The 22,640-nt window shown below is 70.6% G+C and carries 18 protein-coding genes; 9 read left to right on the plus strand and 9 right to left on the minus strand.

Features of this window, described 5'->3' with window-relative positions; translation table 11 throughout:
- Window positions 1-16: 16 nt before the first annotated feature.
- From rnpA to ACIBIW_RS04865, 8 genes are all read left to right on the plus strand, one after another.
- Entirely contained in the window at window positions 17-388 is a 372-nt protein-coding gene (gene rnpA / locus ACIBIW_RS04830; RefSeq protein ID WP_399332004.1) for a ribonuclease P protein component, read from the plus strand.
- The gene (yidD, locus tag ACIBIW_RS04835; RefSeq protein WP_399332006.1) at window positions 385-741 is read left to right on the plus strand and encodes a membrane protein insertion efficiency factor YidD; all 357 of its coding nucleotides are present in this window, start codon (window positions 385-387) and stop codon (window positions 739-741) included. Before rnpA ends, yidD begins: the two co-directional genes overlap by 4 nt.
- Before the next feature lie 3 nt (window positions 742-744).
- Window positions 745-2,274 carry a membrane protein insertase YidC gene (yidC, locus tag ACIBIW_RS04840; RefSeq protein ID WP_399332007.1) on the plus strand — a complete coding sequence of 510 codons (1,530 nt, stop codon included), beginning with the start codon at window positions 745-747 and terminating at the stop codon, window positions 2,272-2,274.
- Window positions 2,275-2,288: 14 nt separating this feature from the next.
- On the plus strand, window positions 2,289-2,807 hold the full coding sequence (locus tag ACIBIW_RS04845; RefSeq protein ID WP_399332009.1) for a protein jag: 519 nt from the start codon (window positions 2,289-2,291) through the stop codon (window positions 2,805-2,807).
- Window positions 2,808-2,952: 145 nt separating this feature from the next.
- Window positions 2,953-3,669, plus strand: a complete 717-nt coding sequence (gene rsmG / locus ACIBIW_RS04850; protein ID WP_399332011.1) for a 16S rRNA (guanine(527)-N(7))-methyltransferase RsmG — start codon at window positions 2,953-2,955, stop codon at window positions 3,667-3,669.
- A 376-nt stretch (window positions 3,670-4,045) separates the two neighbouring features.
- Window positions 4,046-5,113 (plus strand): ParA family protein, encoded by a 1,068-nt coding sequence (locus ACIBIW_RS04855; protein ID WP_399332904.1) that lies wholly within the window; start codon window positions 4,046-4,048, stop codon window positions 5,111-5,113.
- Entirely contained in the window at window positions 5,110-6,252 is a 1,143-nt protein-coding gene (locus ACIBIW_RS04860) for a ParB/RepB/Spo0J family partition protein (protein ID WP_399332013.1), read from the plus strand. Before ACIBIW_RS04855 ends, ACIBIW_RS04860 begins: the two co-directional genes overlap by 4 nt.
- 295 nt (window positions 6,253-6,547) lie before the next feature.
- Window positions 6,548-7,165 (plus strand): GNAT family N-acetyltransferase, encoded by a 618-nt coding sequence (locus ACIBIW_RS04865; protein ID WP_399332015.1) that lies wholly within the window; start codon window positions 6,548-6,550, stop codon window positions 7,163-7,165.
- 130 nt (window positions 7,166-7,295) lie between these two features.
- Here ACIBIW_RS04865 and trxA read toward each other — a convergent pair whose 3' ends face one another.
- The 7 genes from trxA to ACIBIW_RS04900 all read right to left on the minus strand — a co-directional run bounded on the left by trxA (window position 7,296) and on the right by ACIBIW_RS04900 (window position 18,481).
- Complete coding sequence (gene trxA, locus ACIBIW_RS04870; RefSeq protein ID WP_399332017.1) at window positions 7,296-7,628, minus strand: thioredoxin; 333 nt, start codon at window positions 7,626-7,628, stop codon at window positions 7,296-7,298.
- A 40-nt stretch (window positions 7,629-7,668) separates the two neighbouring features.
- On the minus strand, window positions 7,669-8,628 hold the full coding sequence (trxB, locus tag ACIBIW_RS04875) for a thioredoxin-disulfide reductase (protein ID WP_399332019.1): 960 nt from the start codon (window positions 8,626-8,628) through the stop codon (window positions 7,669-7,671).
- 213 nt (window positions 8,629-8,841) lie between these two features.
- Window positions 8,842-9,933, minus strand: coding sequence for an anti-sigma factor family protein (locus ACIBIW_RS04880; RefSeq protein WP_399332021.1), 1,092 nt, complete (start codon window positions 9,931-9,933; stop codon window positions 8,842-8,844).
- Window positions 9,930-10,742: an RNA polymerase sigma factor SigM gene (gene sigM, locus ACIBIW_RS04885; protein ID WP_399332023.1), complete on the minus strand. Its 813-nt coding sequence runs from the start codon at window positions 10,740-10,742 to the stop codon at window positions 9,930-9,932. The genes ACIBIW_RS04880 and sigM overlap by 4 nt, the downstream gene beginning before the upstream one ends.
- A gap of 269 nt (window positions 10,743-11,011) precedes the next feature.
- Window positions 11,012-13,237 carry a serine/threonine protein kinase gene (locus ACIBIW_RS04890; protein ID WP_399332025.1) on the minus strand — a complete coding sequence of 742 codons (2,226 nt, stop codon included), beginning with the start codon at window positions 13,235-13,237 and terminating at the stop codon, window positions 11,012-11,014.
- A 150-nt stretch (window positions 13,238-13,387) separates the two neighbouring features.
- Entirely contained in the window at window positions 13,388-15,523 is a 2,136-nt protein-coding gene (gene murJ, locus ACIBIW_RS04895; RefSeq protein ID WP_399332907.1) for a murein biosynthesis integral membrane protein MurJ, read from the minus strand.
- 402 nt (window positions 15,524-15,925) lie between these two features.
- Window positions 15,926-18,481, minus strand: coding sequence for a DUF6049 family protein (locus ACIBIW_RS04900; RefSeq protein ID WP_399332027.1), 2,556 nt, complete (start codon window positions 18,479-18,481; stop codon window positions 15,926-15,928).
- A gap of 361 nt (window positions 18,482-18,842) precedes the next feature.
- Between ACIBIW_RS04900 and ACIBIW_RS04905 the strand changes: the two genes are divergently transcribed.
- Entirely contained in the window at window positions 18,843-20,321 is a 1,479-nt protein-coding gene (locus ACIBIW_RS04905; protein ID WP_399332029.1) for a CCA tRNA nucleotidyltransferase, read from the plus strand.
- Window positions 20,322-20,510: 189 nt separating this feature from the next.
- On the opposite strand, the gene ACIBIW_RS04910 is transcribed toward ACIBIW_RS04905, so the two are convergent.
- Both ACIBIW_RS04910 and ACIBIW_RS04915 read right to left on the minus strand, forming a co-directional pair.
- On the minus strand, window positions 20,511-21,065 hold the full coding sequence (locus tag ACIBIW_RS04910) for a hypothetical protein (protein ID WP_399332031.1): 555 nt from the start codon (window positions 21,063-21,065) through the stop codon (window positions 20,511-20,513).
- 486 nt (window positions 21,066-21,551) lie between these two features.
- The gene (locus ACIBIW_RS04915; RefSeq protein ID WP_399332033.1) at window positions 21,552-22,634 is read right to left on the minus strand and encodes an inositol-3-phosphate synthase; all 1,083 of its coding nucleotides are present in this window, start codon (window positions 22,632-22,634) and stop codon (window positions 21,552-21,554) included.
- Between the last annotated feature and the right edge of the window lie 6 nt (window positions 22,635-22,640).

The following is a 22,640-nucleotide window of genomic DNA, read 5'->3' on the forward strand; positions in this document are numbered from 1 at the left end:
CACCGGTCATGACGTCGTGCTGCCTACCGAACACCGGCTGAGGCGGCCCGAGGACTTTGCGACAGCAGTACGCCGAGGACGCCGGGCCGGTCGCCCGCTCCTCGTCGTCCACCTCCGTAGCGGTGTCACGGACCCGCACGCACCTGGGGAAAGCGTTCCCCCGACGCGTGCGGGTTTCGTCGTGAGCAAGGCCGTGGGCAACGCCGTCATACGGAACAGGGTGAAGCGCAGGCTCCGCGACCTGATGCGCCACCGGCTGTCACTTCTGCCGCCCGGTAGCCTGGTAGTCGTACGAGCGCTGCCCCCCGCGGGCAGCGCCGATCACGCACAACTGGCCCGAGACCTGGATGCCGCGCTTCAGCGACTGCTGGGAGGGGGCGCGCGATGAAATACCCGCTACTTGCCCTGATCAAGCTGTACCAGTGGACCATCAGCCCACTGCTGGGGCCGGTGTGCCGGTACTACCCGTCGTGCTCCCACTACGGCTACGAGGCCATCGACCGGCACGGCGCGATCAAAGGTACGGGGCTCACCGCCTGGCGCATCCTGAGGTGCAATCCCTGGTCGCCCGGCGGTGTCGACCACGTACCGCCGCGCAAGCGACCACGCTGGCACGAGAGGCTGCGTGCGACCTGGCGCCTACGCAAGGGCGGGCCTTCCGCCACCGGCGAGCCTTCCGGGGTTCATCCCGCTGAGACCCACCCGGTCGCCGAGACCCCGTCCCATGCCCAAGGAGCCTGATTAGTGGACACGATTGCCAGCCTCTTCAGCTTCATCACGACCCCGGTGTCGTGGGTCATCGTGCAGTTCCACACACTGTTCGGCGCGATCTTCGGGCCAGATACCGGCTGGGCATGGGGTCTGTCCATCGTCAGCCTGGTGATCCTCATCCGGATCTGCCTGGTCCCGCTCTTCGTGAAGCAGATCAAGGCGACACGGGCCATGCAGACGCTCCAGCCCGAGATGAAGAAGATCCAGGAGCGCTACAAGAGCGACAAGCAGCGCCAGTCCGAAGAGATGATGAAGCTGTACAAGGAGTCGGGCACCAACCCGCTCTCCTCGTGCCTTCCCATCCTGGCGCAGTCACCGTTCTTCTTCGCCCTGTACCACGTGCTCAGCGGCATCGCCTCGGGCAAGAAGATCGGCGTGATCGACGACTCGCTGCTCCAGAGCGCCCGGCAGGCACACATCGCCGGTGCCCCGCTCGCGGCGAAGTTCCTCGACAGCGCCGACAAGCTCAACCAGCTCAACGCCAGCCTCACCGACGTCAGGATCGTGACCGCGGTCATGATCGTCATGATGTCGTTCTCGCAGTTCTACACGCAGCGGCAGCTCATGACGAAGAACGTCGACACCTCGGTGAAGACGCCCTTCATGCAGCAGCAGAAGATGCTGATGTACGTCTTCCCGCTGATCTTCGCCGTCTTCGGCATCAACTTCCCCGTCGGTGTCCTCGTCTACTGGCTGACCACCAACGTGTGGACCATGGGCCAGCAGATGTACGTGATCCGGCAGAACCCCACGCCCGGCAGCAAGGCCCAGGCCGCCTTCCTTGAGCGTCTGCTCAAGCACGTCACCCACAGCAAGCAGACCCGTAACCGCCGCGAGCGCACCGTCGTCAAGGCCATCGTCGCCAAGGGCCGCGAGCGCAACGAGTACGAGCGCAAGTTCATCAACGGGCTCAGCAAGGCCGGTCTCGCCGCCCAGGCCGACGGCACCGTGACCGCCGGCGACGGCGCCGTCGCGGTCGACTCCGAGACCGGCGACGCCACCTCGGGCGGCAGCGGCGGCGGTGCCCCGCGGCGCCAGCAGCCCAAGCGCCAGTCCAAGGCGCAGCGGCAGTCGGGCGGCGGCTCCGGCGCCCAGGGCTCCAGGCAGTCAGGGGGCGGCTCCGGCGCCCAGGACGACACCAAGGCGGCGGACGCGGCAGGGGACGGCCCCGAAGACGCCCAGGCGGCCTCCTCCGGCTCCTCCAGGGCCTCGGGGTCCTCCCGGGGCTCGGGCCGCAGCGTCGCCCGCTCCGGCAGCAACGGCCGCAGCGTCGCCCGCAGTGCCAAGGCGTCGCAGGAGAAGCCCCAGGAGCCCCAGGACGCCAAGCCGCAGTCCGGGAACCAGCCCAAGGGCAAGCCCTCCCAGAACAAGCCGTCCCAGGGCAAGCAGGGCGGCCAGCAGGCGGGTGGCCAGCAGGGCAAATCCGCTTCCGGTAACCAGCGCCAAGCCAAGTCCGGACAGCGCAAGGGCTCGTCTCGGCCCAAGCACCCGTCCAAGAAGTAAGAAGGAGTCCATCCGTGACGGAAGGCACCGCCTCCCCCACCGCCGCCGCCGAGCCCGGCGACACCCTGACCCGCCTGGAGCAGGAGGGCGAGATCGCGGCGGACTACCTTGAGGGTCTGCTGGACATCGCCGACCTCGACGGTGACATCGACATGGACGTCGAGGCCGACCGCGCCGCCGTGTCGATCATCAGCGACGCCGGAGGCCGTGACCTCCAGAAGCTCGTCGGTCGCGACGGCGAGGTCCTGGAGGCGCTCCAGGAGCTGACCCGGCTCGCCGTCCACCGGGAGACCGGCGACCGCAGCCGCCTCATGCTGGACATCGCCGGCTTCCGCGCCAGGAAGCGCGAGGAGCTGAGCGAGCTGGGCGCCAAGGCCGCGGCCGACGTGAAAAGCTCGGGCGAGCCCGTGAAGCTCCAGCCGATGACGCCCTTCGAGCGGAAGGTCGTCCACGACGCGGTCAAGGCCGCGGGCCTCACCAGCGAGTCCGAGGGCGAGGAGCCCCAGCGCTTCGTCGTCGTACTGCCCGCTTAACCAGCACGTCGTACCCGGCCCCGTCTGTCACTACAGGCGGGGCCGGTCGTTTCACCGCAAGCTTGAGACGCACCACAGCAACGAGATCCTTGGCCCGAGGCAGTCGGCCCCGCGGGGTCCGGCGCGGCATGGAAGGACGGCCCTCGTGACGGAGGCAGCGGAGCCACCAGCGGCTCCGGAATCGGCCCGCACGGTCTTCGGCGAGCGTCTCCCCGACGCGATGCGTTACGCCGAGCTGCTTGCCGAGACAGGGGTGCGCAGGGGGCTGATCGGCCCGCGTGAGGTGCCCAGGCTCTGGGAGCGCCACCTGCTGAACTGCGCCGTCCTGGGCGAGGTCGTGCCCGAGGGCGTCATGGTCTGCGACGTCGGCTCCGGCGCGGGGCTGCCCGGCATCCCGCTCGCCCTGGTCAGGCCCGACCTCAGGATCACCCTCCTCGAACCCCTGCTGCGGCGCACCAACTTCCTCCACGAGGTAGTGGAACTGCTGGGCCTCGACCATGTCACCGTCGTACGCGGCCGGGCCGAGGAAGTGCTCGGCACCCTGCCGCCCGTCCATGTGGTCACCGCCCGCGCCGTCGCCCCGCTGGACCGGCTCGCCGGCTGGGGCGTGCCGCTGCTGAAGCCCTACGGGGAGATGCTGGCGCTCAAGGGCGACACCGCGGAGGAGGAGGTGGCCGGCGCCCGGGCCGCGCTGGCGAAGCTCGGGGCCGAGCGGGTCTCGGTCATCCATGTCGGCGAGGATGTCGTCGAGCCCGCGGCGACCGTGGTGCGTGTCGAGGTCGGCGAGAGCCCGGGCGGTGTGCGGTTCGCCGCGAAGCGCGCCAAGGCCGCGAGAACGGGGCGTACGCGCCGCCGCCGCTGAGGGCTTGAGGGCTTGAGAGGAGCAGGAGCGTACGGCGGGGTCCCGCGGGGCGGGAGGGGGCCATGGGGCGTCCCTGTCGGCTCTGCGGTCCCGGGAGCCCCGCCGACGCTGACGTTTCGTCATACGCCACACAAGCTGCCTGCTTCCGCTCCCACGGAGTGTCTGCCCGGACCCGCGCCGATGGCTAGGCATCGTGTTTCACGTGAAACGTCGCTCACTGCTGCATGGCATCATCAGTCGGGGCCGCGCCGCGGCCGAACCCCGCGAGCGGAAGCCCCTGGGGTCCTTGGGATCACCGGTAAGGGTGACGGAGTTTTCCACAGATGCGGATTTCTCCACAGAAGACCGGGCCTCGCTGGTTCACGACCCCAAGGGCATGGGAGGCTCTGACTATCGCGAGCCTGAAGTCGAGGAGAGTGAATCCTTGCGGTCCGACGCCAATATCGCGGGACCGATGACCGATCCGGTCCCCGGCCCCCGTACCGAGACGGTGGGAGACGATGTTTCACGTGAAACACCGCCCCCGCTGGACGACACCCCCATCGGCCGCGCTGCCCAGTTGGCCATGGAGGCTCTGGGACGGGCCGGTGAAGGGCTGCCACGTCCGGAGCAGACCCGGGTCATGGTGGTCGCCAACCAGAAGGGCGGGGTGGGGAAAACCACCACCACGGTCAATCTGGCGGCCTCTCTGGCGCTCCACGGCGGCCGGGTCCTGGTGATCGACCTCGACCCGCAGGGCAACGCCTCCACGGCGCTGGGGATCGATCACCACGCCGAAGTCCCCTCCATCTATGACGTGTTGGTGGAGAGCAAGCCCCTCTCCGATGTGGTCCAGCCGGTCCCCGATGTCGAGGGACTCTTCTGCGCCCCCGCCACGATCGATCTCGCCGGTGCGGAGATCGAGTTGGTGTCGCTGGTGGCCAGGGAGAGCCGTCTGGAGCGGGCGATCCAGTCGTATGAGCAGCCGTTGGACTATGTGCTGATCGACTGCCCGCCCTCGCTGGGACTCCTCACCGTCAACGCCCTTGTGGCGGGCGCCGAGGTCCTGATCCCCATTCAGTGCGAGTACTACGCACTGGAGGGCCTGGGCCAGCTCCTCCGCAACGTCGATCTGGTACGGGGGCACCTCAACCCCAACCTGCATGTCTCCACCATCCTGCTGACCATGTACGACGGCAGGACTCGACTGGCATCGCAGGTGGCCGACGAGGTGCGCAGCCACTTCGGCGAAGAGGTGCTGAGAACCAGCATCCCGCGCTCGGTACGGATCTCCGAGGCGCCGAGCTACGGGCAGACGGTGTTGACCTATGACCCGAGTTCGAGCGGTGCCCTCTCCTATCTGGAGGCCGCCCGGGAGATCGCCCTGCGCGGGGTCGGCATCGAGTACGAACTGCCCGCGGGCACAGAGAATGATCAGCAGAGCATGGTGGAGGGGAACCAGTGAGTGAGCGACGTCGAGGGCTGGGGCGCGGCCTCGGTGCACTGATCCCTCCGGCCCCCACGGCCGAGAAATCATCGCCGCCGACACGCGGCGGCACACCCCCCGTCTCGGGCGGGGGACCCCTCGCCGGTGAGCGCGGGGTGGCGGCCGCGAAGGTGGCCACCCTCCCCCAGAGCACCGTCTCCCCCGAGGCGAGGGAGGAACCGGCGGCGGTCGAGGCGCCGGAGGAGAACGCCTCCTCACCGGACGCGTACTTCGCCGAGATCCCCCTGGAAGCCATCACACCCAACCCCCGTCAGCCCCGTGAGGTGTTCGACGACGACGCCCTGGCGGAGCTGGTGACCTCCATCAAGGAGGTCGGCCTTCTTCAGCCGGTGGTGGTCAGGCAGCTCGGGCCGAACCGCTATGAGCTGATCATGGGGGAGCGGCGTTGGCGGGCCTGCCGGGAGGCCGGTCTGGAGCGCGTCCCCGCGATCGTCCGGGCCACCGAGGACGAGAAGCTGCTCCTGGACGCCCTGCTGGAGAACCTGCACCGCGCCCAGTTGAACCCGCTGGAAGAGGCCAACGCCTACGACCAGTTGCTGAGGGACTTCAACTGCACCCATGACCAGTTGGCCGACCGCATCGGCCGCTCCCGGCCCCAGGTCTCCAACACGCTGCGGCTGTTGAAGCTCTCCGCCGCGGTCCAGCGGCGGGTGGCGGCGGGCGTCCTCTCGGCCGGGCACGCACGCGCCCTGCTCTCCGTGGAGGACTCGGAGGAGCAGGACCGGCTGGCCCATCGCATCGTCGCCGAGGGGCTTTCGGTGCGGGCGGTGGAGGAGATCGTGACGCTCATGGGCTCCCGCCCGCAGAGCGCCCCGAAGCAGAAGGGCCCCCGGGCCGGTGCCCGGCTCTCCCCGGCCCTCAACACCCTCGCCACCCGGCTCTCGGACCGCTTCGAGACCCGGGTGAAGGTGGACCTGGGCCAGAAGAAGGGCAAGATCGTCGTGGAGTTCGCCTCCATGGACGATCTGGAGCGCATCCTCGGCACCCTGGCGCCGGGCGAGGGACCGGTTCTGCACAGCGGTATTGCGGGCGAGGACGACGCGGAGGACGAGTCGACGGAGGCCGACGACGAGGGCAGCGGGGAAGCCCTCGGCTAGCCACCCGCCACGGAGGGGAGCGGGTCGTGTCCGGTCTGTGCCGGAACACGGCTCGCTCTTTGCTTTCCATCGGTATCGATGGAATCACATCATGGATACGATGCGATCAGGGACGGCCAAGGTCATCGGCGCCCCGGTGAGATCATCCACCGGACGCCCCGGGCGACCGTACCGGCCCCTGCCGGGGATCTGGGCTGGGCCCCGGTGACAGTGGTGGACAGTCTGCTCAGGGAACGATGCGCTCTCTGACGGCCGCCCTCGGCGCGGCAGCCGGAGGAAGTGAGGAACTGGCTTCATGGGGCGTCGGCTCGTACCGCTCACACTCGACAACCTTCCCGATCTCCCCAAGCGGTGTCGGCACTGTGTCTTCTGGGAGCTGGACCCCGTCAGCGGTGAGGCCGCCCTCAAGGCCGGCACCCCCGAGGTCGAGAAGGAGGCGTGGATCTCCGCCGTCCTCCTGGAGTGGGGCTCCTGTGGCCGGGTGGTGTACGTCGACGAGACCCCGGTCGGTTTTGTGCTCTACGCGCCGCCCGCCTATGTCCCCCGCTCCACCGCCTTCCCCACGAGCCCGGTGTCGCCGGACGCCGTCCAGCTCATGACGGCCTGGATCACCCCCGGGTACCAGGGGCAGGGTCTGGGTCGGGTCATGGTGCAGACGGTCGCCAAGGATCTGCTGCGCCGCGGTTTCAAGGCCATAGAGGCGTTCGGGGACGCGCGGTGGAAGGAGCCCGCCTGTCTGCTTCCGGCGGACCATCTGCTGGCGGTCGGCTTCAAGACCGTCCGCCCGCACCCCGCGTACCCCCGGCTCCGGCTGGAGCTGCGGACGACGCTCACTTGGAAGGAAGACGTGGAGATGGCGATCGACCGGCTGCTCGGCGCCGTACAGAAGGAGCCCGCTCTTCGGCCCCTCTGAGGGGCGCCCGGGTGCCGTCGTGAACAAGGAGAACGGGCCGACCCCGATGAGGTCGGCCCGTTCCATGTTTCACGTGAAACATCGGGGGCGGTGTTTCACGTGAAACACCGCCCATGCCTCGCGAGGAGGGTCACTCGGCGATGAAGTCCTCCAGGTCGCGCACCAGCGCGGCCTTCGGCTTGGCGCCGACGATGGTCTTCGCGACCTCGCCGCCCTGGTAGACGTTCAGCGTGGGGATCGACATGACGCCGTACTTGGCGGCGACCGCCGGGTTCTCGTCGATGTTGAGCTTGACGACCTCGATCTTGTCGCCGTACTCGCTGGCGATGGCCTCAAGCGACGGGGCGATCTGACGGCAGGGACCGCACCAGGCGGCCCAGAAGTCCACCAGTACGGGCTTGTCGCTCTTGAGGACATCCTGCTCGAAGGTGTCGTCCGTAACGTGCTTCAGAGTGCCGGCCACGGCGGGCTCCTTTGGTCGTTGGTGCGGGGTGTGGAGAGGGTCAGACGGTGGCGGCGACGGTCGCGGCGTCGGCCAGTCCGGCGAGGTAGCGCTCGGCGTCCAGGGCGGCGGAACAGCCGGTACCGGCCGCGGTGATCGCCTGGCGGTAGGTGTGGTCCACCACGTCACCGGCCGCGAAGACACCGGGGATGCGGGTACGGGTGGTGGGGGACTCCACCTTCAGATAGCCCTCGTCGTCCAGGTCGAGCTGGTCCTTGAACAGCTCGGTCCGCGGGTCGTGGCCGATCGCGATGAACAGGCCCGTCACCGGAAGCTCCGAGGTCTCCCCGGTCTTCACGTTCCGCAGCGTGAGCCCGGAGAGCTTCGGGTCGCCATGGATCTCGGAGACCGCGCTGTCCCAGACGAACGAGATCTTCGGGTCGGCGAAGGCGCGCTCCTGCATCGCCTTGGAGGCGCGCAGAGTGTCCCGGCGGTGGACGATCGTCACGGACTTGGCGAAGCGAGAGAGGAAGGTCGCCTCCTCCATGGCCGTGTCACCGCCACCGATCACCGCGATGTCCTGGTCCTTGAAGAAGAACCCGTCACAGGTGGCACACCAGGAGACGCCCCGTCCGGACAGCGCGTCCTCCCGGGGCAGCCCCAGCTTGCGATAGCTGGACCCGGTGGCGACGATCACCGAGCGGGCCTGGTGGACGGTGCCGGCGGTGTCGGTGACGGTCTTGACGTCACCGCTGAGGTCGACGCTCACCACGTCGTCCGGGACCAGCTCGGCTCCGAAGCGCTCCGCCTGCGCCCGCATCCCGTCCATGAGGTCGGGGCCCATGATGCCGTCGCGGAAGCCGGGGAAGTTCTCCACCTCGGTGGTGTTCATGAGCGCCCCACCCGCGGTGACAGCACCCTCGAAGACCAGCGGCTTCAGTGACGCCCGTGCGGTGTAGAGCGCCGCCGTGTAGCCGGCGGGCCCTGAGCCGATGATGATCACGTTACGAACGTCGCTCACGGCTTCATTCCTCGTCTCTGGGGACTGACGGTGTTCTGCTGGCGGAGCCATCCGGAGACTCTCACCCCACCCAACGGATACTACGGGGCGGGCATTCCCGGCCGCCCTGAGGGCGCGGGGCGCCCGCCCGTCCCCCGAGGTCGGAGGGCGTACGGGCGTGTCTCCACGGGATCGTCAGGAGTGGACGCGGCGCGGGGCGCGAGGGAGGGCTCGTCACCTTCGCGCGTAGCTGCCCGTCAGCAGAATCTGCCCCGGGTGGGCAAAGGACTCCCGGGTGCAGGAGGCGTCGACGATATAGGCCGACACCCGGGAGCTGTCGGTGGCATGCGGCAACACCACCAGAAAGGCGTCCACTCCCTCGAAGGTCCCGCGCTCGGCCGCCAGCGGCGGCTCCACCCGCCCGATGCCCTCCTGGACACAGTCCGGCACCCGTACGGCGGGCGCGGAGTCCTTGAGGGGCGACTCCCCCGCGGGCTCGTGCTCCGGGGACGCCATATCGAGCGAGGGCGCGGTGGCCACCGGGCCGGAGTCGAGGGACGGGCCGGTGTTCTCGGTGGACGGCTGAGCGGTGAGCAGGGAGCCGATCTGTGTCTCAAGACGGTCCGAGGAGAATGTCTCGCTGCTGGGCGACGGGGCCATCGAGGACGCCTCCGTACCGCCGTCCCGTCCGTCATCCGCGAGGGACTGGAGGAGCAGGGAGCCGAGACCGATCACCGCGGCGGTGAAGACCGCTCCCAGGGCGCGTGTCCTGCGCCGCCCGGCGCGGCCCCTGTCGCCGCGGCCGGGACCCTTGGCGGCACGCGGATGCCTGGTGGCGGCACGGGGGTGCCCGGCGGGGCGATCGGGGCGGGACGCGCCGCCCGGGGTGAATGTTTCACGTGAAACATGGCCGCCGACGCTTGCCGCCGGGGCGGCCGCCGCGGCTGCGGCTGCTTCGGTCTCGGCCGCCGTCTCTGCCTCGGCCGTCGCATCGGCTTCCGCCGCCGTCCCGGGCCCTGCTGCCGTCTCGGCTTCTGCCGCCGTCTCGGCGGTGGCGGCGGTGTCGGTCGCCGCCGACCGCGATGCCTCCGCCGCCAGGGCGAGGTCAAGGCGGGCGATCACGTCGTCGGGCATCGGTGGCGCAGGAGGGAGGGAGCCGAGGAGCGCCCGGATCTCCTCCAGGGCGGCGTAGGCACCACCGCAGTCTGCGCAGTGGGCGACATGCCGGTGCAGCTCCGTCGCGCGCGGCTCGGGCAGCAGGCCCTCGGCGAGCGAGGACAGCTCGTCTTCGTCGGGGTGTCCTGCCCCGTCGGTCATGCTCGTCACGCTCGCCCACCTCCTCGCCACACCGTCGCCGAATCGGCCGGCCCCTGGCCCGCCGGACTGTCTGGGGGTGGGACGGATGACTGGGGCCTCTGGTTCCTTGCTCTCCCTGCTTCCTTGGAGCCGTGTTCCTCCGCTTCCTTGGGGCCGTGTTCCTCCGCGGGAGGCGCCGTGCCGCCGCCGGGGCCCGAGGGCGCCGCAGGGCTCCCGGAGCGCCCGGGGCTCGCGGGCCCCGGCGGGGTGGGCCTGAGATGGGTGAGGAGGGGGAGCAGTCTCGCCCTGCCGCGGGCGCAGCGGCTCTTGACGGTGCCGACGGCCACGCCGAGTACCTTCGCCGCCTCCGCCACGGAGTAGCCCTGCATGTCCACCAGCACCAGTGCCGCCCGCTGCTCGGCGGTCAGGGTGCGCAGGGCCTGGAACAGCTCCCGGTGGAGGTCGTTGCGTTCGGCGGGGGCGGAGGCGGCCTCATGGGGCTCGATGAGTTCGTCGAAGCGCTCGGTGTCGTCCACCGAGGACGTTCTTCGGGAGGCGGCCTTCCGCGCCCGGTCGAGGCAGGCGTTCACGGTGATGCGGTGCAGCCAGGTCGTCACCGCGGACTGGCCCCGGAAGGTGTGGGCGGCGCGGTAGGCCGAGACCAGGGCGTCCTGGACGGCGTCGGCGGCCTCCTCGCGGTCCCCGAGGGTCCGCAGCGCCACGGCCCAGAGCCGGTCGCGGTGGCGCCGTACCAGCTCGCCGAACGCCTCGCCGTCGCCGGCCACATGGCGGGCCAGAAGGGCTTTGTCGGAGTCCTCCGACATGTCCTCCGCCCGCATCGTGCCCCCTGTCAGCCCGTCCAGGGCGCTCAGAATATAGGCGGCCCTGACGGCTGTAAACGGTGGGTCCCACGGGCGTGAAAAAGCGCAGCGCGGGTCCTGGAACGGACCAATTCGCGGTGGAATTCAGTTCACCGTGACCCGTCCGCGCGCCCACGACCTGGTGTGCACGGGCCCTGCGCGACGAAGAGACCCCCGGCGGGGCGCTCCCGCCGGGGGTCCGATTCGTATCGGTCGGCCGGTGGATTCCCTGTCGGCCGGTGGTGAAGTTATTGCGAAGGATTCCCGATCACCTTTATCTCGGAAATTCCGCCCCGGAATTGATTGGCGACGTCGTCGGGTGCGAGCGAGGTGATGTGCACCAGGACGTACTGGGTCTTCACGGACTTTCCGAGGCCCTTCTTGAGGGTCTTCCCGGCCTCGGCCAGCGGCGTCAGGCGCTGGGAGAAGTCCCCGAGGGCGCTCGGGTCCGAGGCGTCGGAGCCCGCCGCCAGGACCTCCACCCGCTGCCCCGCGCGGGACATGGTGATCTCAAGCCCCGTGACCGACTGCACGCTGCCCAGGTCGACGATGATGCCGCTGCCGTCCTTGCGCTGCGGGAGGTTCCCGAACTCGGGATAGCCCTTGTAGTAGTCCGTCACCCAGGCGGTGGAGGCGTTGCCGTCGATGGCGAGCGGTACCCGCTGCGGCTTGATCGTCGAGCCGTTGGGCGCGAACTCCGTCGCCCCCGCGATCTCCAGCGGCTTGCCGGGCGCCTCGTCCTTCTTGTCGCTGCCCGAGTCCGTCTCGGACGAGCCGCCGTTCTGGTGGCTCCCTGAGCCGCTGCGGTTCATGAGGGCGTCGGCGAGCTGCCAGCTCCCGAGCCCGAGCGCCACGATGAGCAGCGCGGAGACCGCCCACTTGAGGACCGTGCCGGTGCGGCTCTGGAGCGGTGGCGGAGGCGGCGGCGGGACCACGGCCGCGGTGGGGCGCTGCGGTGCCGTCCTGCGGTAGGTGCCCTGCTGGTACGTCGTCTGCTGGTACTGCGCGGCGACCGGGAAGACCGGCTCGGGCGGCGGGACGCGCGGCATCTCCGCGACGGCCTTCACCAGGTCCTCGGGCGTGGTGCACGGTGGCTCCTGCCGGGACGCCGTGGCGCCGTTGTTGGCGAGCGCCCGCATCGCCAGCTCGGAGAGCCCCCGGTGCACCCCGGCACGGACCTGGTCGGGCGCGATCAGCCCGACGCCGCGCGGGAGTCCGGAGAGGCCGTACGCGTCGTCCTCGTACGGCCAGCGCTCCGTGAGGGCGGCGTACAGCAGTGCGCCGATGGCCTCCGTGTCGGTGCGCCTCGGGGTGTCCGAGGTGATGCCGCGCAGCGCGGCGTTGACCGCGAGCCCCCTGATCCGCCACTCGCCCGTGGAGGTGCGCAGCACCGCGCTCGGGGTGAGCCGCAGATGGGCCAGGCCCTCCCGGTGGGCGGCGGCCATGGCCTGGGAGACCTGGCTCACCATGAGGTAGGCGTCGTGCACGGGCAGCGGGCCCGCGGCCAGCAGCGCGGTCATCTCGACGGCGTCGGGCAGCCACTCGTGGACCACGTAGACGAGGTCGTCCTCCTCGACGGCGTCGAGGACCTGGACGAAGCGGGGGTCGCCGAGGAGCGCGGAGGAGCGGGCCGCGGCGAGCACGGAGCGGGCCCTGGGGTGGGCCGAAAGCAGCAGGTGCACACCGACGGCGCGGCGCAGCTTCTCGTCGACCGCGCGCCAGCTACTGAAGCCGTCCAGTCGGGTGACGCACTCCTCCAGACGGTAGCGGTCGGCCAGCTTGTGGCCGCTGTGCAGGTCAGGCGCGGACAGGTGCACCGGCGCCGGCGGCTCTGGCTCGGGAAGCTGCTGGGTGGAGGTCGTGGAGCCGCCGCCCTCCCCCTCCTCCCCCGGACTGTCGCCCTCGGCGTTCTGAGTGTCCCGCGTGTCCTGGGCGTCCTGGGCGTCCTGGGCGTTCTCGGCGCCGTCGGCGCTCTCCGCCGCGTCGGCGGGTCCGTCGGGGGCGTCCGGGTCCGGGCTCTCGGAGGCGTCGCGGGGGGCCTCGGTGGTCCGCGGGGTGTCGGTGGCCGCCAGGACGTCGGGGACCGTCGGGGCATCGGCGTCGATCTCAGGGGCCTGCGGCCCGTCCCCCCGGGAGGCGTCGTCCTCGGGGGAGGCGTCCTCCGCCTCGGGGGAGGTGTTCTCCACGGTGGGCGCCGTGCCGGGGTCCTCGTCCGGCGCGGGGGCGTCGTCCTCGGCCGTGGGTTCCGCCGACGCCTGGGGGTCCACCGGCGTCATGGGGGCCGTGGTGTCCGTCGGGTCCCCGGAACCGGGGGCCCGGTCCGCCTCGTCCGCCTCCGTCCGGCCGTCGTCCGTGTCGCTGCGCTCGGGGCTCTGGGCCACCTCGTCGGCCGTGGTGCGCTCCGCCTTGGCGGTCAGCGGGGTGTCTCCGCTGGTGTCTGCCACGTCGACGGCAGACGTGCTCCGTTCCGCCACCGTCGTTCCTGCCTCCCCATCCGTTGCGCTCTGTACGACGCCAAACCCAATTGTGCCCACAGTCCGCCGCTTAGCACGACACGCGGCGGGTGGCGATGGTTGTGCGATCCACCGCCGTACCCCTGTCCCTCACGGCCTCCCGGCCGCCGCTCAGCGGCCGAGTCTGCCGCGGACCATGCCGACCATCGCGTTGAGTTCCTGGATGCGCATCTTGCGCGCGGCCACGTAGAACACGGCGAGCAGTACCGCGCCGCCCACCAGCAGCGCGGCGATCGAACCCAGCACCCCGTGCCCGAGAACGCGGCTGATCATCAGCCCGACCAGGCCCCCGATGAGGGCGGCGGGCAGCGACGCGATGCACAGCCGCGCGTAGGTCCGCAGCACATGCGCCCCGTCCAGGTCGCCGCCGAGCCTGCGGCGCAGCCGCCGCCAGGCGACCCCGACCCCGACGGCGTACGCGATGCCGTAGGCGGCGGCCATGCCGATGACCGCGTAGCGGGCCGGCAGCACCACGTAGCAGAGCGCCGCGGCGGCGGCGTTGACCGCGGCCACGATCACCGTGTTGTAGAAGGGCGTGCGGGTGTCCTCGAAGGCGTAGAAGCCGCGCAGGACGACGTACTGGACCGAATAGGGGATGAGCCCCACGCCGAACGCCATCAGGATGTAGCCCATGGACTGGGCGGCGCCGGTGCCGGTGGACGAGTACAGCAGTGTGCACATCGGAATGCCGAGGGAGACGAACGCGAAGGACACCGGGACGATCGCCACGGCGCTGGTGCGCAGCCCCTGGGAGATGTCGTCGCGGACGGCGCCCATGTCGTTGTCGGCGGCGGCACGCGCGATACGGGGCATGATCGCCGCCATCACGGAGACCGTGATGATGGCCTGCGGCATGCCCCAGATCAGTTGGGCGTTGGTGTAGGCGAGGAAGCCGGCGCCGCTCTTGCCCGACTGGTCGCCCGCGGCGGTGGACAGCTCGGTGACGACGATCAGGCCCGCCTGGTTGGCGAGGACGAACAGCATCGTCCACTTCGCCAGCTTCACGGTCTTGCCGAGGCCGTGGCCCCGCCAGTCGAACCGCGGGCGGAAGCGGAAGCTGGCCTCGCGCAGATACGGCACCATCGCGAGCGCCTGCACCACGAGCCCGAGCAGGGTGCCCATGCCGAGCAGTCGGATGCCGTCGGGCGGGATGGTCTCGACGCCCATGTGGGACTCGGCCGAGGTGCCGTACACCCAGATGAAGAGGCCGAAGGTGGAGACCATCACGATGTTGTTGAGGACCGGGGTCCACATCATCGCGCCGAACTTGCCGCGGGCGTTGAGGATCTGGCCCATCACCACGTGGACGCCCATGAAGAAGATCGTGGGCAGGCAGTAGCGGGCGAGGGTGACGGCGGCGCTGTTCGCGGCCACGTCGTTCGCGATGGTGGGGGACTGCACCCGGATCAGCAGCGGCGCCCCGACGACCACGATGACGGTCACCAGGCCGAGCGCCACCATGACCAGCGTCAGTAGCCTGCTGGCGTACGCCTCGCCGCCGTCGTCGTCCTCCTTCATGGAGCGGACGAGCTGGGGCACGAAGACGGAGTTGAGGCCGCCGCCGACGGTGAGGATGTACACCATGGTCGGCAGCGTGTAGGCGACGGTGAAGGAGTCGCCGAGCATGCCGGCGCCGAGCGCGGCGGCAATCACGATGGTGCGGACGAAGCCGGTGAGCCGGGAGACCAGGGTCCCCGCGGCCATCACGGCGCTCGACTTCAGCAGGTTGCCCGTGCGGCCCCCGGATCTCGCGGGCGCCGCGGCGGCCGGTGGCGGCTCGGCGGCGGGTGCCGCCACGGCCCCGGCCGCGGAGCCTGCCGCGGCGGGCGCGGGCGGGACGGCGCCGGGGGGCCGCCCCGGTCCGCCCTGCTGGTCGCGGTAGAGGTAGGCGAAGGCGTCCTGCTCCTGGCCGCCCTCGGCGGCGGCGCCCACGAGTCCGTCGACGCCCGGGTACGGGGCGGTTCCTGCGTTGTCGCCGTAGGGCGGCTGCCCGCCCTGCGCCCCGGGCCCGGGGCCCTGGGGGTTCGCCCAGAGGCGCGGGTCCTGCCCCTGCGGGTGCGCCTGCGGGGAGGGCGCGGGGGCGGCGTACGCCTGTCCCTGGTGCTGCCCCTGGTGCTGGGGCGCCGGGGCGCCGGGGTGCTGCGGGGGGTGTGCGGCCTGGTCGTAGAAGGCCCCCGCGGCCGGGCCCTGCGCGGCGGGGGCCTGGCCGCGGTACGGGTCCTGCGCGTAGGCGTCCTGGTCGTACATGTCCGGATACTGCTGCGCGGCGGGGGCGGTCCCGTACAGACGGGGGTCGGGCGCCGGCTGCGCGCCGGGCCCCTGGCCCTGGGACGGGGCGTACTGCTGGGGGTGCTCAGGCTGCTGGTAGGCCGCCGGGTAGTAGAAGGTGCCCGTGTCCTGGTAGCCGGGCTGCCCCATGTACAGCGTCGGGTCCTGGTACTGCATGGGGTCGTGGTACTGCTGCTGGTACGGGTCGGCGGCCGGGTAGCCGTAGGCGTCCTGGGGGGCGGCGGGCTGACGGGGGTCGGGTGTGCCGGGGTACTGCCCGCCGGCTCCCTCGCCGCCCGTGCCCTCACCAGGGTCACCGTTGTACGGCGCGTTCATGGATACCCCACCTCATCGTCCCGGGCCGACCAGCCGTGACTTCGCTCAACGGTCCACTCTCTCACCCGGGCCGGACACGTCGGCGGTTTCCGGTGCGGTGTCCGCTCCCTGGTCACCCGGCTGCTGGGAGTCGTCTGCCCGGGACCTGGCGCGGAATGCGCCGACGGGACCGTTTTCGTCCGGATTGGACGATGGCGGGGTTTCCTCTGCCTCGTCGTGCGCGCGGTCCCGGGCCGCTGTCTCGTCGTGCGCGCGGTCCCGGGCCGTGTCGGCGCCGTCGGACGTGCCGCCCGCCCCGTCGTCGGGCTCCCGGCCCTCATCCGCGTCGGGGCCGCCGTCCGAGGGGGCGTCGCCGGTGGCGGGCCCGCCACCGCTGCCGCCGCCGTCCTCGGCCGCCTGGCGCGCCGCTGCCCGCTTGCGCTGTGTGTACATCCGGAAGCCCGCGAGCACGAGCAGCAGCAGTCCGCCCGCGATGACCAGCATCACCGCGGGGGTGACCTCGGTGACGTTGACGTTGAAGGTCACCGCGCCGCCGTACGGGCGCCCGTCCTCGGTGTAGAGCTGCGCGACCACCGGCACCGGGCCGTTGGCGTTCGCGGTGGTGGTGAACTTCACCGACTGGCTGTGGCCGCCGGAGACCTGCACCGGCTGCTCGGTGTAGGGGTGGTCGCCGATCTTGAGCCTGGCCGGTTTGCTGGACGTCAGCCGCAGCATCAGGTGGTCGACGCCCTGGAGCAGGTTGTTCTGCACCGTCACCGGGATGGTGGCGCTGCGGCCCGAGAGCTTGGTCTCGGACTTCCTGATCAGGTGCACGCTCTGGGTGAGCCGGTCCAGATAGGAGGCCACGCCCCCGCGGAAGCTCCTGGCGTCGTCCTCCTTGCCCCGCCACGAGGTGGACATCTCCCGGTCCATGGCCCGCCCGAAGGGGGTCACCACCCGGGAGGGGTCGGTGAGGACGTCCTTGAACTCGGTGAGCTTGCGCTGGGTGTTCTGGATCGTCACGAAGTCGTCGGACGGTATGTCGTGGCCGCGCAGCCGTGCGGGGTACGAGCGCGGGACCTGGGTGGTGGCGCCCGGGTCGGGGTCGGCGTCGGCCGCCGCGGCCAGGTCCTCGGGCTGTGACCAGCCGCTGTCCTGGAGGGCGTGCACCGCGGCCGCCATCGCCTGGGCCTGGCCCGCGGTGGGCATCCGCTGGGGCGCGACGACGATGCTGCGCTGCTTGTCGGGCGCCTGCTCCTGGATCATCAGGCTCTGTGCGAGGAACTTCTGCACGGCCAGGGTCGTGGTGTCGGCGCGGGTCATGTCGCCCTGGAAGGCGGTGGACAGCCGGGAGTCGGCGACCACCGCGGTGGTGCCGCCGCCTACGGGACGGGCCGCGGTGGGGGTGTAGGGCAGGTTGCCCCGCTCCTCGAAGGTGTCGCTCCTCGCGATGACCGCGTCGGCGCCCGCCGAGGTGGCGACGTCCACGACGGAGGAGTCGAGGGCGCCGTCGACGGGCCAGGCGAAGTCGGTGTCGGGCTTCACGTGCAGGATGGTCCCGACGGTGCTCGACGCGACGTCGGTGGCGTCCTGGAGGTGGCTGAGCGAGCCCGAGACCGCCTTGCCGGTGTGGGCGAGGGACGCCAGGTCGGGATCGGCGAAGGGCAGCGCGACGACCTTGGCGCCGGTCACGGCGCTCTCCAGGTCGTTGAGCCAGTCCTTGGCGACGCCCTGGTTGGTGCCGTGGACGGTGGTGTCGCCGGGGCCCTCGATGTCGTAGCCGCGGGTCATGGCGTCGACGGAGGCCAGCAGGTCGGGGTCGATGACCCAGGTCACGTCGAGGTCGGCGCCGAGCGCCACCAACTGCTGGAGCCTGCCGCCCGGCGCGATCTCGCGGGCGAGCGAGTCGTCGTGGAAGACGGGGGTCTGCTCCTCGTTGGAGCCGGTCTCCGCGGTGATGTGGGTCGAGGAGATCAGCGGCCACAGATACGTGGTCTTCGTCTTGGTGCCCGCCGCGTCCGGCTGCCAGGGCAGGAATGTCCGCTGAATGCCGAGCGGCTGTACCCAGGGCTGCACCGACGACTGCCCGCTGACGGTGACCCCGAGCTGGTAGACCCCGTCGGGTCCGAGGTCGAGGTCCTTGACCGGGACGCGGATCGAGAAGGTGTGCGGGACCCCTGCGCGCAGCGTGCCGATCTTCTCCTGGTACTTCCCCGGGATCTCCACACCCTCGGAGATCGTTCCGAAGGCGTGGTCCTCCGCCGCGGTGTCGACCGCCGCCCTGCCGCCGAGCAGCGGGCCCGTCCGCAGCGCCATGAAGGCGTCCGTGACGGTGTGCCTGCTCTTGTTGGTGACCGTGCCGGTGACGGTGAGGGTGTCGTCGTCGGTGGGGGCGTTCGGGGTGAGCGAGTTCACGGTGACGTCCACCGTGCGCGAGCCGGTGGGCTCCGCCTTGGCCGCGGGGGACCCGGGCGCGGAGGCGTGGTCCTGGGCGCTCGCCGCGGGGGCGAGCTGGAGCAGACCCGCCAGGAGCGGCACCGCCGCGGCCAGCGCCCCCGCGCGCCGCAGCCACCGGCGGCCGGGTGAGGCACTGGTGCCCTGGAAGTCTGCCGCCTCGGCCACGCGTTCGCCCGTCCTCGTCGTGTGTGGTCGTCGGTAGGGATCAGTCGTCGGTGTCGGTCTTCTGTGGTGCGCTGCGTCGTCGGTCCCCGGTCGGTGCTCCGTACTGCGGTGTACGGCCCGGCGCGCCCTGGCATGGTAACGAGACACGCCGGGGGGAAGTGCCGGGCACTGCTCCACAAGATCGGACGACCGGTGCGGGCAGAGTACCGGCATCAGGGGGTACGGGCGTCTCCCAGGGGGCGCGTGGGAACGGCTCTCCGGGCTCTCCGGGCCCGCTGGGCGCCCCGGAGCCGCCGGGCTCCCCCGCAGCGCCGGAAATGCGGGAGTGGGCCTCCAGCGCGGCCACGTACCCTTTCCTGCTGTGCCGAACGCCAAAGAAGACCTCCCCAGTGCCCTGAGCCAGGTGCAGCGCCGTGCCGTGAGCGAGCTGCTCCGGGTCTCCCCCGTCGCGGACGAACTCGCCCGCCGCTTCGAGGCGGCCGGGTTCTCCCTGGCCCTCGTCGGGGGCTCCGTACGGGACGCGCTGCTCGGCCGGCTCGGCAACGACCTGGACTTCACCACCGATGCACGCCCCCAGGACGTCCTGCGGATCGTGCGGCCCTGGGCGGACGCGGTCTGGGAGGTCGGCATCGCGTTCGGCACCGTGGGCTGCCAGAAGGCGAAGCCCGCCGACGGCGCCGGTGGCGTGGAGGAGCCCTTCCAGATCGAGATCACCACCTACCGCTCGGAGGCGTACGACCGCACCTCGCGCAAGCCCGAGGTGTCCTACGGGGACTCGATCGAGGAGGACCTGGTCCGCCGCGACTTCACGGTGAACGCCATGGCGGTCGCGCTCCCGGCCAAGGAGTTCGTCGACCCCCACGGCGGGCTGCGGGACCTGGCGGCACAGGTGCTGCGCACCCCGGGCACCCCGGAGGCGTCCTTCTCCGACGACCCGCTGCGGATGATGCGGGCCGCGCGCTTCGCGGCGCAGCTCGACTTCGAGGTGGCGCCCGAGGTGCTGACCGCGATGACGGAGATGGGGGGTCGCCTGGAGATCGTCTCCGCGGAGCGGGTCCGGGACGAGCTGAACAAGCTCCTGCTGTCGGCGCACCCCCGCAAGGGCCTCAGCCTGCTCGTGGACACCGGGCTCGCCGACCATGTGCTTCCCGAGCTTCCCGCGCTGCGCCTGGAGCGCGACGAGCACCACCGGCACAAGGACGTCTACGAGCACTCCCTGATCGTGCTGGAGCAGGCGATCGCGCTGGAGGAGGACGGCCCGGACCTGACGCTGAGGCTCGCCGCGCTGCTGCACGACATCGGGAAGCCGAGGACCAGGCGCTTCGAGAAGGACGGGCGGGTCTCCTTCCACCACCACGAGGTGGTCGGCGCCAAGATGACCAAGAAGCGGATGACCGCGCTGAAGTACCCCAATGAGCTGGTGCGCGAGGTGACCCGCCTGGTCGAGCTGCATCTGCGCTTCCACGGCTACGGCACCGGCGAGTGGACCGACTCCGCGGTGCGGCGCTACGTACGGGACGCGGGCCCGCTGCTGTCGCGGCTGCACAAGCTGACCCGCTCCGACTGCACCACCCGCAACAAGCGCAAGGCCGCGGCGCTGTCCCGGGCGTATGACGGCCTGGAGGAGCGTATCGCGCGGCTTCAGGAACAGGAGGAGCTGGACTCCATCCGCCCGGACCTCGACGGCAACGAGATCATGTCCACCCTGGGTATCGGTCCCGGTCCCATGGTCGGCCGCGCCTACGGCCATCTGCTGGAGCTGCGTCTGGAGAACGGGCCGATGGAGCACGATGCGGCGGTGGCGGCCCTGAAGGAGTGGTGGGCGGCACAGGAGCAGTGATACTCCGCCCATAGGACGGCAAGTATCGATGTTTCACGTGAAACACGATGTTCGATGGGCCATCACGGACATGGCGAACATGGTGGACATGCGAAAGGGCGGTGTTTCACGTGAAACACCGCCCTCTGGCCGGCTTCCGACCGCTGTCGGCCGGACCGTGCGGGCGCCCCGTGGACGCCCGCACCGCTCCTACTTGTCCTTGAGGCAGAGCAGGAAGCTGTCGCCGCTACCGGTCTCGGTGTAGGCGTACTGGAACTCCGGCGCCTCGTCCTTGCACTTGTTCTGGGCGAGGGTGCCGGAGTACGAGCCGTCGACCTTCGCCAGCACCTTGTACTGCGCCTTGGAGTTGGAGCAGTCCACGACCTCCAGGTCCGGGTCGCTGTCGTCGGTGCTGCCGCGGTGCATGCAGTCGCCGACGGAAGCGGTGTCCGCGTCGTCGCGGCTGGCTATCCAGCCACCGATCGCCACAGCGACCACCACGACCGCGATACCGATGCGCAGATACGTCTTCATGCTGCGGCGAGGACGCTGCTGCGGCGTGGGCGCGGTCGGGCCGCCCTGGTTCATGTACGGCGACTGCTGCGGGTAGCCCGGCTGCCCAGGCTGACCGGGCTGGCCCGGCTGTTGCTGCGGGTAGCCGTATCCCCCCTGCGGGCCCGGCTGCTGACCCTGAGGGCCAGGCTGCTGACCGTAAGGATTCTGGCCTTGGGCGAATGGATTCTGCCCTTGCGGCGGCGTGCTCACTGAGGGTCCCCCTCGAACTTAGGCGCGTGGCGCGGATAAGACCCACGTAAGCTATCGGGCTTTTGGTGTCCTCTTGAAGTCGGGCCGGGCTCTGTGGCACTGATGTGACAGTTAATGCTCCCCAAACCGGGGCAAGACGACCACAATCCTTATGGATACCGCCACTCCCGTGACAAGAAGCGGAACATTTCCACTGCCCGGCGAGCGCCTCGGGCCTTGCGACAGCGGCGGCATGACCGACCGAAACCCGGCGTGACCCCTCCTAAACGGAGAAGATCTGGCCATCCCCCCACCCCACAAGGGGCGTTGCGGCCACGCCAGGAAAAGAGGCGGGTCCCCGGGCGGGTGTGCCCGGGGACCCTGGGACGTCCCCTGCGGAGATCCGGCAGGCGTCCGGCACGTTTCACGTGAAACCGCGTCTCACGGAACCAAGCGGACGGACCTCGTCGGGGGACTCTGGATCGTGCTGGGATCGACGCTCAGCGCTCAGCGCTCGACGGAGCCCCTGATGAACTTCTCCACGTTCTCCCGCGCCTCGTCGTCGAAGTACTGCACCGGCGGGGACTTCATGAAGTAGGAGGAGGCGGAGAGGACGGGGCCGCCGATGCCGCGGTCCTTGGCGATCTTCGCGGCGCGCAGCGCGTCGATGATGACGCCCGCGGAGTTCGGGGAGTCCCAGACCTCCAGCTTGTACTCCAGGTTGAGCGGGACGTCGCCGAACGCGCGGCCCTCAAGGCGGACGTAGGCCCACTTGCGGTCGTCGAGCCACTGCACATAGTCGGACGGGCCGATGTGGACGTTCTTCGCGCCCAGCTCCCGGTCGGGGATCTGTGAGGTGACGGCCTGCGTCTTGGAGATCTTCTTGGACTCCAGGCGCTCGCGCTCCAGCATGTTCTTGAAGTCCATGTTGCCGCCGACGTTGAGCTGCATCGTGCGGTCCAGGACGACGCCACGGTCCTCGAACAGCTTCGCCAGCACGCGGTGCGTGATGGTGGCGCCGACCTGGGACTTGATGTCGTCGCCGACGATCGGCACCCCGGCCTCGGTGAACTTGTCCGCCCACTCCTTCGTGCCGGCGATGAAGACCGGGAGGGCGTTGACGAAGGCGACCTTGGCGTCGATGGCGCACTGGGCGTAGAACTTCGCCGCGTCCTCTGAGCCGACCGGCAGGTAGCAGACGAGGACGTCGACCTCGCGGTCCTTGAGGACCTTGACCACGTCGACCGGCTCGTCGCCGGACTCCTCGATGGTCTCCCGGTAGTACTTGCCGAGACCGTCGAGGGTGTGGCCGCGCTGCACGGTCACCCCGGTGTTCGGGACGTCGCAGATCTTGATGGTGTTGTTCTCGCTGGCGCCGATGGCGTCCGCGAGGTCGAGGCCGACCTTCTTCGCGTCGACATCGAAGGCCGCGACGAACTCGACGTCACGGACGTGGTAGTCGCCGAACTGGACGTGCATGAGGCCCGGGACCTTGGTCGCCGGGTCGGCGTCCCTGTAGTACCTGACGCCCTGCACCAGCGAGGCGGCGCAGTTGCCCACGCCGACGATGGCTACGCGAACCGAACCCATTCCGGT

Source organism: Streptomyces sp. NPDC050560 (assembly GCF_044457285.1).
In the GTDB taxonomy this organism is placed as follows: Bacteria; Actinomycetota; Actinomycetes; order Streptomycetales; family Streptomycetaceae; genus Streptomyces.